This window comes from Flavobacterium hydrocarbonoxydans (assembly GCF_009789235.1).
Lineage (GTDB): Bacteria > Bacteroidota > Bacteroidia > Flavobacteriales > Flavobacteriaceae > Flavobacterium > Flavobacterium hydrocarbonoxydans.
Genome location: NZ_WSTB01000008.1, coordinates 86,039 through 102,507, shown reverse-complemented (window position 1 = coordinate 102,507; position 16,469 = coordinate 86,039). Strand labels below are relative to the sequence as shown.

General features: G+C 38.3%; 1 protein-coding gene. It reads left to right on the top strand.

The window, feature by feature from the left end:
- The first annotated feature begins 33 nt into the window (after window positions 1–33).
- Window positions 34–16,392, top strand: coding sequence for a PKD domain-containing protein (locus GON26_RS14745; RefSeq protein WP_160375548.1), 16,359 nt, complete (start codon window positions 34–36; stop codon window positions 16,390–16,392).
- The last annotated feature ends 77 nt before the right edge of the window (window positions 16,393–16,469 follow it).

Sequence of the window (16,469 nt, the reverse complement as noted above, 5' to 3'; positions counted from 1 at the left end):
TTCGCCTTTGAATTTAATTCCAAAATTGTGATTATGAAAATAAATTACTCTGATGAATTTTTTAAAAGATTAAACAAGACTTTCTTCTTTTTTTTATTTCTAATACTTCCAATTTATGCTTTTTCGCAGGACTGTACTGTAAATGCAAATGTTGAACGTTCTATTTGCCCAGGTGGAGAAACTGGTATGGCGCCAGATAGATTTTATTTATTAGGTACTTCTAATGCCGGTAGTGGTTTTTTACAAAATCCTGTATGGACTCAGATTTCTGGGCCAGCAGTAAACATAGTTGACCCAAATTTAGTGCAAAGTTTAGTTACAGGAGCAGCTCCGGGTAATACTTATGGTTTTAGACTTACGGCTCAATGTCAGGATGGCTCTACAATATTTGATGACGTTCTAATAACAGTGAAACCTTTAACACTTGCAAAAGCAGGGGATGATAAAACCTATTGTCAGGGTACTTATCCTTTAGCAGGTAATCCAGTTGGAGCATCTGAAACAGGGACATGGTCAATTCAGGGAGGAAATAATGCAGGAATTAGTATCAGTAATCCCGGTTCGCCAACTACTAATATTACCGTTTCCGGTACTACATCCGGAACCACAACTTTACGATGGACAATAAATAATACAAGTTCAAATTGTCAGTCCTATGATGAAGTAGTAATTACTACTTTAGGAGGAGTGATGCCTGTTACGGCAGGATCTAATGTTACTCTTTCAAATTGTTATTCTTCGACACAATCGTATCAGCTAAATGGTAGTTATGGTGGAAATGAAAACGGAAGTGAAGAGCAAAAAGGGGTTTGGACAGTGGTTTCAGGGCCAACTGTGCCTGGGTTTTCAAATTCAAATGATAATAATACAACTGTCAATGGGTTAGTCGAAGGAGTTTATGTTTTAAGATGGACAGTTTCTGGGCCTTGTGCCAATGGTGTCGCAGAAGTTACCATAACGGTCCCTCCGCCAACTGCAGATGTTACGGATGTAGGTGATGCAAATTTGATATATTGTGATGGGCGTACCTCAACTGTTTTGCAAGGAACGGTTCCTTTATATGTAAATGAAAGCGTGGTTTGGTCACAAACAGGAGGTCCATCAGCAACGATTCAAAGTCCGAATTCACCTTCCACGGTTGTTTCAGGCATGATTACTATAGGTACTTATAATTTTGTTTATACGCTAAACAATAGTGCTACTGGTTGTACTAGTACAGGGAATTATAATGTTACTCTTGAAGAGATAATGTCAATATCTGGTACTGATCAGGTTTTAGCCTGTGATGTTTCTTCTGCAACTATACCCGTTACAACTTCAGGAAATGGACAATTAAGCTGGCAGATTGTAGATGGACCCACACGTATTATTCCTAATCCTTTTTATCCTTCGTATCCAACACCAACGGTTAATTTTTCAGGAAATTCACTCACTGTTGATAATTTGAATTATTCAGGAACTTATATTATTAGATTAATAAAAGCACCAAATCTTGGTAGCCAATGCGAAACGGTTTATGATGATGTTTATGTTACAGTTTCTAATCAACCCGATAATTCAAGTGCTGGTACTACACAAACTTTAAATTGTAGTTCGACTAGTGCTACGCTAGCCGGAAGCATCCCAACAAATGGTGTGGGTAGTTGGTCACAAGTATCAGGTCCTTCTGAAGCAATATTTAATAATGTTAAAAATCCTCAAGCACAAGTTACAGGCTTAGTAAATGGACGTTATGAATTTAGATGGACCATATCAGGAGGTGCGGCTTGTAGTGTTACACAAGATACTGTTGAAGTTTTAGTATCAAGTACTACTCCTACGGCATCAGAGGCAGGTCTGGATCAAACAGTCTGCTTTGGAGCTCCATTTGTATTACAGGGAAACACTCCTATCATTGATGAAACAGGAACTTGGACAGTTACACCAAGTGCTGGTGTAGTTTTTAGTGATGTAAACGATCCAAATGCTACAGTAACGGGCTTAGCGCAAAATACCGTTTATACTTTTACCTGGACTATTGTAAATGGATGTGGTACTAGTTCTTCAGATGTTGTCATTACAACTACAACTACCGAGGGAGCAAATGCAGATGCAGGAGCTGATCAATGCCTGGCAACGGGTGTAACTTCTATAAGTTTAACGGCAAATAATCCTTCACCTGGAACGGGTTTATGGACAAAAATAAGTGGAACAGGGGGAACAATTACTAATCCAACACAATTTAATACAACGGTTACTGGGGTTAGTGATGGCAATTATGAGTTTAAGTGGACGGTTACAAATGTTGGTTGTTCCGATGGAGAAGATACAGTAACTATAACTATTGCGCCTACAATTACAGTTGCAACGGCGGGACCAGATCAGAATTTTTGTGGAGACACAGTTACCGTTACAGGAAATACTCCAGCTGCAGGTGAAAGTGGTTTGTGGGAATTTGTTAGTGGCGGTGATGGTCCAGTGATCACTAATCCAACTAGCCCAACTACTACAATTACGGGTTTAACTGCTGGTTCTTGGGTTTACAAATGGACTATTTCCAGAGGAGTATGTGCAGTCTCATCAGATTCTGTGCAATTAAATATAGACCAGGCTCCTTCAACTGCTGTTGCGGGACCTGACCAGGTAGTTTGTAATCAAACCAGTGTAACGCTTGCAGCGACTGCTCCTTCAGTTGGTAGCGGAATTTGGTCATTAGTTAGCGGACCGAATTCACCCGTTTTTTCAAACGTTGCTTCAAATACTTCAACAGTATCAAATCTAGTTACAGGAGAATATATTTTGGAATGGACAACCTATACCGGTATAAATTGTCCTCCAAGTAAAGATCAGGTAAGCATTAAAGTGACTGAGGTTGCAGTAGCAGGCTCTGATTTTAGTACTTGTTTAGTAGGGCCTCTTTTGTTATTTGGAAATCCTACCAGTACTGGTACTTGGTCTTATGTTTCAGGAGGTACTACAGCTCCGACAATAACAACCACAGGAAACAATAGTGCTGCGGTTACAGGACTAACACCTGGAGTTTATGTTTTTAGATATACAATTCCAGCACAAGGATCTTGTCCGCAAAGTTCAGATGATATTCAGGTGACAGTTAATGGTCAGATTACAGGGACTCCGAATGCAGGACCAGATCAAACTTTATGTAGTGCTGGTAGTCCAACGATTCAATTAGATGCTAGTCCAGATACAGAGACAGCTGGGACATGGACTGTTCTTTTCGGGCCATCAGGAGGAACATTTAATGATGCAACATCGCCTAATGCAATATTTACACCTTCTGCTACAGGATTTGGAATTTATGTTTTCGAATGGAAGGTGAGTTCAGGAACTTGTAGTGAATCTGATCAGGTGAGAGTAGAATATGCAGCCTCACCATCAGCGGCAGTTATTGAGGGAGATAATGCTATTTGTGGCTCTACAACAGAACTTACGGCAACAACACCAACAATTGGAACAGGAAAATGGACTCAGGATTCTGGACCAACAACCGCAGTCTTTAGTTCGACTATTTTGCCTACTACGACAGTTTCAAATTTAACCACAACCGGAGGGGTCTATGTTTTTAGATGGACTGTCACAAATGGCGCCATTTGTACGCCTACAACAGATACCGTACAGATTACAGTTACAGCCAATTTAACAACACCAAATGCGGGCCCAGATCAAACAATTTGCCAAACAGAAATTGCAACTTTAGCAGCAAATGCAATAACAGTAGGATCTGGTCAGTGGTCAAGATTATCTGGCCCGGCTGGTACTTTTTCTAATAATACAAGTCCAACTTCAACCTTTACTCCAACAGGCGGAGCGGGAACTTATGTTTTGCGTTGGACCTCAACTAATCTTAGTTGTTCTTTTACCGATGATATGTCGCTAACTGTTGACCCTTTACCAACCACTTCGGTTGCAGGATCTCCGTTTTCAGTATGTCAATTTGAAAGTGTTAATTTAAATGGAAATTCTCCAACAGTTGGTACAGGTCTATGGTCACAGGTATCCGGTCCGACAACTGTAGTTTTTGAAACTCCAAATTCGCCTACAACAGCTGTTTTAGGTACACAAACTGGAAGCTATGTTTTTCAATGGACTATTTCAAATGGATCTTGTCCTCCAAGTTCTAGTAATGTTACAGTAACAATTAATCCCTTGCCTCCTTTGGCAGTTGCAGGACCAGATCAAACTATATGTAATATTTCAACCGTAACACTTGCAGGAAATAACCCTTCTCCGGCAACGGGCTTATGGTCTTTTGTATCTCCTGCAAATGGAGCAATAATTACAAGTCCTACCACTTTTAATACAACTGTGACGAATTTACCTGTTGGTATAACAAGATTAAAATGGACAACAAGTAATGGTTCATGTACTCCATATTCTGATGAAGTAAATATTATTAGACCATCAGACTTGATTACTTCTCCAATTACAAGCGATACTGTAATCTGTCAGGGAGGAACAATAAGTTTAACTACTAATCCATCAGGAAGTATAGCGCCTTATACTTATCAATGGCAAACATCAGCTAACGGAACAAGTGGCTGGACAAATGTTTCTGGTCAAACTAATGCTTCATTTACCACTGCAAGTTCTTTAGTTACTGGTATTTATTACTATAGAGTAATTGTTAACAGTTCATGTGCACAGGTTACAAGTAATGTGGCAAAACTAACCATCATTGCAGATCCTGTAATTACAACTCAACCCGTTGGAAATACAATTTGTTCTGGAGCAACTCATACTATGACAGTAGCGGCAACTACAACTAATGGTGCGGCTGGAACAATAGCGTATCAATGGCAAAGTTCTACAAGTTCTACTTCAGGTTTCGTAAACGTTACAGGAGGAACTGGTGCTACTTCAGCCACTTATACTACCGCAGCTTTGACTTCTAATTTATATTATAGAGTGAGAGTTACGCAAGCCGGAAGCGGTTGCGAAACTTTTACTAATCCGGCACTTGTAAGTGTTGTAACATTTACAGCACAGCCCTCAGCTCCGGCTCCAATTTGTATTGGAGGTGTCGTAACCGTTAGTGTTACGGCTTCATTAGGTGGAGGTTCAGGAAATATAACCTATCAATGGCAAAGTTCTGCAAATGGAACTTCAGGTTGGGCAAATGTTTCTGGTGGTACTGGTTCAACAACTGCTTCTTATACTTCTGGAGGATTGTCAGCTTCAACTTTTTATCGTTGTATAGTTACTTCTTCCACAACAAATTGTTCCATTACTTCTAATGCGGTTCAGGCAGTTGTAGTCGCAGACCCTGCAATTTCTACACAGCCAACAGGAGGTACAATTTGTACGGGAGGTACTTTTACTCTAACAGCTACAGCCACAGGAGGTACCCCAAGTTTAAATTATCAATGGTATAGTAGCGCAGACAATATTAGCTTTGCTTTAATATCCGGAGCAACCTCAAATACTTTTACAACCCCTGCACTTACAGCTTCTACTTATTATAGAGTTGATGTTTCGGCAACAGGAAACGGATGTGGAGTGGCTACTTCAAATAGTGCATTGGTAACAGTTATCGTTGATCCAACAGTAACGCAACAACCTGTAGGAAGTACAATTTGTTCAGGAGCTACTCATACAATGAACGTGGTTGCTTCATCAAATCCTGCTGGAGGTGCATTAGCTTATCAATGGCAAAGCTCTGCAAATGGAACTTCGGGTTGGGCAAATGTTACAGGAGGAACAGGAGCTACTTCGGCTACTTATACAACTGCAGCTTTAACTTCAAATTTATATTATAGAGTTAGGATAACTCAAGGGTTAAATGGTTGTGAAGTTTTTTCAAATGCGACACCAGTATATGTTACTAGAATAACTACTCAGCCAGTAACTCCTGCTGCTATTTGTATTGGCGGAATAGTCAATCTAAATGTTGTAGCCACATTAAGTGGTGGAGCAGGTACATTAAGTTATCAATGGCAAAGTAATACTGGAAGTTCTTGGGTTGATGAAGGGAACGCTTCTGCTACAACGGCTAATTTTACTTCGAATGCTTTATCAGTTACAACCCGATTCAGATGTATTGTAACATCATCTACTACAAATTGTAATTTAACTTCTAATGAGGTTACAGTGACGGTAGTTCCAGACCCATCTATTACTACTCAGCCAGTAGGCACAACAATTTGTTCTGGTGCAAATCATACGATGAGCGTTGTGGCAACAAATGGTACTCCTGGTTTAACCTATCAATGGTTAAGTAGTACAAATAATAGTATATTTACAGCTATATCCGGAGCTACATCAGCAACATATTCAACACCAAATTTAACACAAACTACTTATTATAGAGTCGATGTATCGGCAAGCGGAAATGGTTGCACAACGATAAATTCGTCAGTCGCTACAGTAGAGGTTTTATCAGATATTAAAATAACTGCAGATCCTCAAAGTACAAATGTTTGTAGTGGCTCTACAGCAAATTTAAGCGTAGCGGTTAGCGAAGGAACGGGTAGTTATAGTTATCAATGGAAAACTTCAAATTCAGTAGCTGGTCCATTTACTGATATATCTGGAGCAAATGCTTCAACATATACAACACCAGTGTTAACTCAAAATACATTTTACCAGGTTGTAATTTCAGACAATGGTTTAGGTTGTGATCCTATAACCTCTAAAATTGCAGCAGTTATTATACCAAGTATTGTTACGCAACCTGCAACTCCAGCTACAGTTTGTGTTGGAGGAACAGTTTCAGTTTCAACTTTGGCATCTGCTAATAATGGATCAGCAACTTTTGCTTATCAATGGCAAAGTTCTGCAAACGGGACTTCAGGATGGGCAAATGTAACTGACGGAACTGGAGCAAATGCAGCAAGTTATACTTCGGGACCGTTAACAGTAAACACTTATTTTAGATGTATAATTACATCATCAACTCCTACATGTACCCTTACAACAAATGTAGTAATGGCTAATGTGATTCCAGATCCAACTATTGCGACGCAACCAACGGGAGGAATCATCTGTGAGGGAGCCACTTTTACATTGTCAGCTACGGCATCAAATGGCTCAGGTAGTTATAGCTATCAATGGCAACAATCATTGGACGGAACAACAGGTTGGGCAAATATTTCAGGAGCAAATGCAACGACTTATACAACCGATGTTTTAAACATTGACACCTTTTATAGACTTCAGGTAACAGATTCAGGAATTGGCTGTGGAGTAGTAAATTCATCAGCAGCTCTTGTAGAAGTTTCACCAGACATTAAAATTAATACAGACCCACAATCTGTGAATATTTGTAGTGGAACTACCACTACTCTAAGTGTTGTAGTTAGTGAAGGAACTGGTGCTTATAGCTATCAATGGAAAACTTCAAATTTTATAGCGGGTCCATTTATAGATATATCTGGAGCAAATGCGTCAACATATACAACTCCGGCATTAACACAAAATACATTTTACCAAGTTTTGGTTTCTGATAGTGGTTTAGGATGTGATCCTGTAACTTCTGAAATAGCAGCAGTTATCATTCCAAGTATTGTTACGCAGCCTTTGGTGCCAGCTACAGTTTGTGTGGGAGGAACAATTTCGGTTTCAACTTTAGCATCTGCTAATACTGGTTCAGCAACTTTTGCTTATCAATGGCAGAGTTCAGCAAATGGAACATCAGGCTGGGCAAATGTATCCGATGGAACAGGAGCAAATACGCCAAGTTATACTTCAGGACCTTTAGCTGCAGATACTTATTTTAGATGTGTCATAACATCATCAACTCCTGCTTGTACACTTACTACAAATGTTGTAATGGCAACAGTAATTCCAGATCCAACCATTTTAACACAACCTAGTGGAGGAAATATTTGTGAAGGAGGAACTTTTACTTTGACAGCTTCAGCAGCCGATGGTTCGGGGGGATATGCTTATCAATGGCAAAAATCATCAGATGGAATAGCGGCTTGGTCAAATATTGCAGGGGCAAATTCGACTAGTTATACAACAGATATTTTAAATGTTGATACTTATTACAGATTACAAGTAACCGATTCAGGAATTGGTTGTGGTGTAGTAAATTCAGATCCTGCGAAAGTTAGTGTTTTTGAATCACCAATTATAAGTGCGCAACCAATAGATCAGGAAGTATGTATCAATCAATCAGTAACATTTACTGTTGCTGCAACAGGAAATGTTCCGTCAAGTACGTTGATCTATCAATGGCAGACTGCTTCTGCTTTAGCAGGACCTTATACCGATGTTACAACAGGCACAGGAGGTACAACTGCATCTTATACTACGCCAAATTATGCAACAGCCGGAAATAGATATTTTAGAGTTTTAATTTCTCAGTCGCAATCAGGTTGTCAGACTATTTCTAATCAGGTAACTCTGAACGTTTTTGATGCTCCGGTTGTGCCAATAGGTTTAGTAACTCAGCAGCCATCTTGTACGAATGATTTTGGAACCATTGCGATTACGAATCCAGATTTAGGAACGGGTTATGAATATAGTATTGACGGAGGTGCTTTTCAGGCAAGTAATATTTTTGAAAATCTAACTTCTGGAGCCAAACAGATAACAGTACGTAAGGTTGGCCTTACCACATGTGTTTCTAATCCTGCTAACTTCACTATTTTTAATAAAATTTGTGCAGTACCTGAAACTTTCGCAACAATTTCAGGAGATGCTGGTGGAGATACAGACCCTTTAACAATCTTAGATAGTGATACATTAGATGATGATGCTGATAATAGTGTGAATTCACTTGGAGCTTCGCCTAATGTTACCGTAACTATAAATACTGCATTGTCATCAAGTGTATTGATTTTCGATCCTCTTACAAATATAATCACTGTACCCTTCGGAACCCCAGCAGACGATTATATATTAACATATACTATTTGTGAGGTTGCAAATCCAGCCAATTGTTCTACAGCAACTGAGACTATTGTAGTAACGACAGCAGGAATTGATGCCAGAATTGATGTCGTTCCTTTTGTAGTAAACGGATATACTGGACAAACAAATGTAATTAATGCTTTGACAAATGATAAACTTAATAGTTTACAAGCCACTACAAGTAATGTAATAATAAGCATTGTAACTCCTGCGCAGCCTATAGTTACAGGAAATAATAATGTACCAGTTTTAAACACGGCAACTGGAAATGTCTCTGTTCCGGCTGGAACTGTAAAAGGACTCTATGAAATTAAATATAGAATTTGTCAGGTAGGTAATCTCACAAACTGTGATCAGGCGAGTATTTTAGTTCAGGTAGGAACCACTATAATTAATGCAGAAGACGATAGCAATTCACATAATATTAACGGTTATGTAGGGGAAGCAAACTCATTCAATGCAATTATAGATGCAAATGATACATTAGATGGGGTTCCAATTACAGCTCTTAATTTTAATCAAATTACAGTTACACAATATCAGGCAGCTACACCATTGTACGTTGGTGCAAATGTTCCCGTTTTTAGTGAAGCAACTGGAAATGTAAGCATTCCAGCAGGAACACCAGCTGGTACGTATTATATTAAATATAGAATTTGCGAAAAATTAAATCCAGCTAATTGCGATGATGCCAGTATTTCTATTGTTGTCGATCCTGCACCACTAGAAGTGAATGATGATGTCGTAAATAACGTAAACGGATATGAAGGAGCTGTAAACGTGATTAATGCTTACACCAATGCTTTAGGGGCTGATGAGTTTAACGGACAAGTTATAAATATAAATTTAACAGGTGTGTTAATTCCAACTATTATAGCTCCGGCAACTCCAATAAATGGCGGCCCGGTTCCTGAATTATTAATAGCTTCCGGAAGGGTTAATATTCCAGCAGGGACGCCAGCAGGTCAGTATCAAATAAAATATAGAATCTGTGAAAAACTAAATACACCTAATCTTCCGGCTTTGATACCAAGTAATTGTGATGATGCAATAATTACAATCAATGTAATCGAGCCCGTAATCATAGCAGATGATGATACTGTTTTGAGTGTGAATGGATATGAAGGAGCACCGGATGTCATAAATGCTTATGATAATGACTCTTTAAACAATAGTGTTTTAGATCTTTCAACAATAACGACAACAATAATATCTTCGCCAAGTGCTATAAATGGAGGCCCGGTTCCATCATTTGACACAACTACTGGTTTGGTGAGTGTTGCGGCAGGAACTCCATCCGGAAACTATAAATTTGTTTACGAGATTTGTGAAAACCTAAATGCCGGAAACTGCGATCAGGCAATTATATCAATTACAGTTATTTCTGCTGCAATTTCTGCAGTTGATGATACCAATTTCTCGGCAATAAATGGCTTTGTTGGAGATCCAAATGCAATTAGTGCTTTAGATAATGATACTTTAAATGGTATTCCTGTGGTATTATCCAATGTAACTATTAGTAATATTGTTCCAGCGGTTAGTATAAACGGAGGTGCTATTCCTGTGTTAGATCCGGCAACTGGTATTGTAAGTGTTCCTCCTGGTACATCGGCAGGAAGTTATACCATTGGTTATCGCTTAAGCGAAAATTTAAATCAGGCAAATTTTGACACAGCGACTATTACAGTTACGGTAGAAGCTCCGGTTATTGAAGCCAATCATAATATTGTTACAGGTATAAATGGTTATGTAGGGGCCGTAAATGCAATAGATGTTATTGTAAATGACAGACTTAACTTATTGCCTACAGATTTAACCAAAGTAACCATCACGGTTGATGCTCCAGCAGTTGCTATAAACTCAGGTCCCGTTCCAGTGTTAGAACCATTAACAGGAGTTGTTTCGATACCAGCGGGAACGCCAGCAGGAAATTATCAGATAGATTATACGATTTGCGAAAAATTAAATCCATTAAATTGTAACGATGCTTCGGTATTTATTAATGTAATTGCTGCCCCAATTGTAGCAAATGATGATGATGCAAGTGGAATTAATGGCTACGTGGGAGCAACAAATGTTCTAAATGCGCTTACTAATGACGAATTAAACGGAGTTCTGGTTTTACCATCACAAGTAGTGATTAGCGATATTGTTCCGGCAACTGCAATCAATGGCTCTCCAGTTCCGGTATTAAATGCTACAATGGGTATTGTGGAAGTTCCGGCCGGAACTGCAGCTGGTGATTATATTATTGAGTATCGTTTGAGCGAAAAATTAAACCTTAGTAATTTTGATACGGCTCTCATTACTATTAATGTTATTGAAACTGTCATTATTGCAAATGATGATTCTACAGGCACGATCAATGGTTATGTTGGAACGGCGAATGCTTTAAATGCTATTACAAATGACCGATTAAATGGGGTAGATATTGATTTAACTGAAATTACGATAACAGCATTAGGAACTACAGCACCGCTAACAGCTACAAACGGAATTGTTCCAATATTAGATACAACCACTGGCATCGTAAGTGTTCCAGCAGGAACTTCAGCAGGAGTTTATACAATAGATTACAGAATTACAGAGAACTTAAATCCATCCAACTTTGATGAAGCTGTTATCACAATCAATGTAATACCAACTTCAATTGATGCAAATGATGATTTTGCAGAGGCTATAAATGGTTTTGAGGGAGAAAACAATGTGGTTAATACTTTAGCAAATGATACACTTAATGGGGTTCCAGTGCAGTTTTTGGAGGTTGATATTCAATCTTTAGGTACTACAGTTCCTGTTGGTTCTACTAATGGAGTTGTTCCGATATTAAATACATTTGCAGGATTTGTAGATGTTCCAGCAGGTACATCCGCAGGCACTTATATCATTAATTATGAGATTTGTGAAAAATTAAACCCAACCAATTGTAGTCAGGCTAACATTAGAATTGTGGTAGAAGAAGCTTCAATTGTAGCATTAGACGATACTATTGCAGGTATTAATGGATACGAAGGGGCAGATAATGTATTAAATGCCTTTACAGATAATGATACTTATAACGGAGTGCTTTTGACAGATGTTAGTTTGGTAACGCCAACGATAACAAGTCCAGCTACTCCTATCAATGGAGGTTTGGTTCCGAGTTTAGATTTGGTAACAGGATTTGTTGATGTTCCGGCAGGTACACCAGCAGGAGCTTACCAAATAGGTTATTCGATTTGTGAGAATGTAAATCCAACGAATTGCGATGAAGCAGTTATAAATATTATCGTGATTGAGCCAACTATTGTAGCTACTGATGATGCAGTAGGTGGTATAGTAGGTTATACAGGAGCAAATAATGTAATAAATGCTTATGCAAACGATGAATTAAATAATGATCCGGTTGTAGTAGCAGACATCAACAGAACCTTAATAACTGCGGCAAGTTCAATCAATGGAGCGCCAGTTCCAGTATTGAATTTATTGACTGGAAATGTTGATGTTCCGGCAGGAACTCATGCAGGTGAATATAAAATTGTCTATAAAATCTGCGACAAACTAAATCCAACAAATTGTGACGAAGCGACTATTACCATTACTGTAATCACTGCTCCGATTGATGCCGTTGATGACGCTATTGCGAATATTAATGGTTATGAAGGTGCAGCTGATGTATTAAATGCCTTTACAGATAATGATACTTATAACGGAGTGCTTTTGACAGATGCAAGTTTGGTAACGCCAGCGATAATAAGTCCAGCAACACCAATTAATGGAGGTATGGTACCTGTTTTAGATTTAACAACAGGTTTTGTGAGTATTCCGGCTGGAACGCCAGCAGGTGCTTATCAGATAAGATATCAAATTTGTGAAAACTTTAATCCGGCCAATTGCGATGAAGCCTTTATAAATGTTATCGTGATTGAGCCAACTATCGTAGCTACTGATGATGCAGTAGCTGGTATAGTAGGTTATACAGGAGCAAATAATGTAATAAATGCTTATGCAAACGATGAATTAAATAATGATCCGGTTGTAGTAGCAGATATCAACAGAACCTTAATAACTGCAGCAAGTTCAATCAATGGAGCACCAGTTCCGGAGTTGAATTTATTGACCGGTAATGTAGATGTGCCGGCAGGAACTCATGCAGGTGAATATAAAATTGTCTATAAAATCTGTGACAAACTAAATCCAACAAACTGTGACGAAGCAACTATTACCATTAACGTAATCACAGCTTCTATAGATGCCGTTGATGATACAAATGCAATAGCAATTAATGGATTTGTAGGCACATCGAATGCTGTCAATGTATTGGATAATGACACCTTAAATTCTGTTTTGGTCATTTCATCAGAAGTTACCATTACGAATATCATTCCAGCGGCTCCAATCAATGGAGGTTTAGTTCCTGTTTTAGATGGATTGACAGGAATTGTAAGTGTTCCAGCGGGTACGGCAGCGGGAACGTATAGTATTTCGTATCAATTAAATGAGAACTTAAATTTAACTAATAATGATTCAGCAATAGCAACTATAATAGTAGATACGCCAGTTATTGAAGCCAATGATGATACCGTTGCAGGTATCAATGGTTATGTAGGTACAACTAATGCAATAGATGTTATTGCAAATGACAGGCTTAATTTATTAGCGACAGATGTAACCAAAGTAACCATCACAATTGATGCTCCGGCAGTTGCTATAAATGGAGGTCCAGTTCCGGTATTAGAACCATTAACAGGATTTGTAAGTGTTCCGCCAGGTACTCCAGCTGGAAATTATCAAATAGATTATACGATTTGCGAAAAATTAAATGAACTAAATTGTAATGATGCTTCGGTATTTGTAAATGTAATTGCTGCGCCTATTGATGCAATAGATGATACAACAATTGATATTAATGGATATGTTGGAGAAGCAAGTGTTTTAAATGCTCTAACTAATGACGAATTAAACGGAATTCTGGTTGTTCCATCGCAAGTCGTTGTTAGTAATATTGTTCCGGCAACACCTATTAATGGTTCGTCAGTTCCGGTTTTAGATCCTGTAACAGGAAATGTTGATGTTCCGGCTGGAACTGCAGCAGGAATTTATACAATTCAGTACCGTTTGAGTGAAAAATTAAATCTTACTAATTTTGATACAGCGGTAATTACAATTAATGTAATTGAAGCCACAATCATTGCAAATAATGATATTGAAGTTAATGTAAACGGTTATGTTGGAGCTGTGAATGCTTTAAATGTATTAGATAACGATAGTTTTAACGATTCTTCAATTGATTCGAAAAAAGCAAAAATTACGGCAATTAATATCAGTCAGATTACAATTACAGTATTGAGTCCTGCTAATCCAATAAACGGAAATCCTAATATTCCGGTCTTGGATACAGCAACAGGTATCGTAAGTGTGCCCGCTGGAACTCCTGCTGGATTGTACCAAATTCAATATAGAATTTCGGAGAATTTGAATCCATCAAACGCTGATGATGCAATAGTATTTATTACCGTAACAGCAACTACAATAGAAGCGAACAATGATACGGCTCTGAATATTAATGGATTTGAAGGTCAGGCTAATGTTCTAAACGTTATTCCGAATGATAACTTAAACGGAGTTGCTGTTGACTTAGCAGAAATTACAATTGGATTAATATCGCCAGCAACAGCTATTAATGGAGGACTGGTTCCAATGTTAGATTTGGCAACAGGAAGCGTAAGTGTTCCAGCCGGTACTCCAAGCGGAACCTATACGATAAGGTATTCAATTTGTGAAAATCTCAATCCATCAAATTGCAGCGAAGCCAATGCTGTAGTGACAGTTATTTCAGGTCCTATTTTAGCAGTTGATGATGAAGCTTTAGGAATTAATGGTCTAGACGGAGCAAATAATGTAGTGGATGTTCTTTTAAATGATGAGTTAGATTCTTCAACTCCGCCAACGTTGTCTCAAGTTACCATCAGTGTGCTTTCGCCAGCGGATAAAATAGATTCTGATGAGGTTCCGGTTCTGGATCCGGCGACTGGATTTGTGAGTGTGCCTCCAGGAACATCGTCTGGTATTTACACTATCGCGTACGGAATTTGCGAAAACTTGAACTCTTTAAACTGTAGCGAAGCAGTAATTAAGATTGAAGTATTACAGCCTGCTGTTGAATTGATAAAACGTGGTGTTTTTGTTGATGCTAACGGAGATGGATATGCGCAACCTGGTGAAATAATTCGTTATTCTTTCCTAGTTAGAAATACAGGAGCGATAGATTTGCAGAATGTTATGATTACAGATCCTAAAGCAACTATTGTTGGTAGTCCTATCGCAATTTTGACAGTTGGACAATCCAATTTTACGAATTATACCGCAACTTATACATTAACTCAGGCAGATATTAATTTGGGAACTGTAGAAAACCAGGCTTTGGTAACAGCTCAGCCTGCAATAGGTTCTGCGATACAAGACTTGTCAGATAGTGACGACCCAACTTTAGCAGGAAAAGACGACCCCACAATCACTTTGGTTAATCAATTTAAAGAAATAACCTTAATCAAAAGTGGTCAGCTTACAGGTACTGGTGGAGCTGGTTCTATAATTAATTATAGTTTTACGGTTAAAAATACTGGAAATGTATTACTTACCAATGTTGTTATTGATGATCCTTTGATAGGTGACAACCCTATAGTAGTAACTCCGAATGTTTTAGCGCCTGGTCAAATAGGTACTGCCACAGCTTCTTATACCGTAACGGTTCCTGATGTTGCAAATGGAGAAGTGATGAATACCGCAATGGTTATGGGAGAGGCCCCGGATGGCAGCGTAGTTGACGACATTTCTGACAGTAATGATCCAGCTTTAACAGGTGATGATGATCCAACCATTATAGATTTAACAATGGTTCCTCAGATAGATATCGAAAAAACAGCAACCTTTAATGATGAAAATAAAAATGGTTATGCTGAAATAGGGGAGACAATAACCTATAATTTTACGATTACCAATACTGGAAATGTTGTTTTAGTAAATGTTGTAGTATCGGATACCAAAGAAGGTGTGGTTCTTAGCGGAGGTCCTATTGTTCTGAGACAAGGAGAGACGGATACGAATGCTTTTAAAGGAACTTATGTTCTTACAAAAGAAGATATTGAGGCAGGAGAGGTGACCAATTTAGCAACTGTAAACGCTGTTAGTCCTGAGGGATTAACGACTACGGATAAAGATGAAGTGACACTTACTTTAAATCCTTGTGTAGTGAAAATTTACAATGCTGTTTCGCCAAATAATGATACTAAAAATGATTTCTTTAAAATACAAGGAATCGAATGTTATCAGGATTCGTATGTCGAAATATACGACCGCTGGGGAGTATTAGTATATGAAGTTGAGGGCTATGATAACAATGATGAGACACACAGATTTAATGGATTTTCTGAAGGCAGAACAACGGTTAAACAAAGCGAAGGATTACCTTCCGGAACTTATTTCTATGTGATTACCTACAAAACATTTTTAGGTGAAAATATACATCAAAATGGTTATTTGTACCTTTCAAGATAATTTTAAAAAAGAATTGTAACGAGAAAAAGACATGGCTTCGGTCATGTCTTTTTTGTTTTATGAAGTCTGGTTTATTT